At 75.3% G+C, this 477-nt stretch carries 1 protein-coding gene; it reads left to right on the forward strand.

Translation table 11 applies throughout. From position 1 onward, the window contains the following. Window positions 1–477, forward strand: a 477-nt coding sequence (locus RNB18_RS51270) for a DPP IV N-terminal domain-containing protein (RefSeq protein ID WP_311720962.1), incomplete at both ends; no start/stop codon positions are given.

The following is a 477-nucleotide window of genomic DNA, read 5'->3' on the forward strand; positions in this document are numbered from 1 at the left end:
GTCCTACGCGGTGGACGCGGCGGCCGAGTTGGCCGCTTTCGCGCTCTCCGGGAAGGTGTACGTGGCCGAGCTGAGGGCCGGTACGGCGCGGGCGCTGCCGGTGCCGGGCCCGGTGATCGACCCGCGCCCCTCCCCCGACGGGCGCCACATCGCGTACGTCTCCAAGGGCGCGCTGCGGGTCGTGGGCGCCGAGGGAGACGGCGACCGGGCGCTGGCGGAGCCCGAGGACGCCCATGTCACCTACGGTCTGGCCGAGTTCGTCGCGGCCGAGGAGATGCACCGCTTCCGGGGCTTCTGGTGGTCGCCGGACTCGGACCGGCTGCTGGTCGCGCGGGCCGACGACAGCCCCGTACAGCGGTGGTGGATCGCCGATCCCGCGCACCCGGAGCGCAAGCCCGCCGAGGTCGCCTACCCGGCGGCGGGGACGGCCAACGCCGATGTGCGGCTCTTCGTGACGGACCTGGAGGGGGCCCGTAC

It is taken from the genome of Streptomyces doebereineriae, assembly GCF_031845645.1.
GTDB classification, from domain to species: Bacteria; Actinomycetota; Actinomycetes; order Streptomycetales; family Streptomycetaceae; genus Streptomyces; species Streptomyces canus.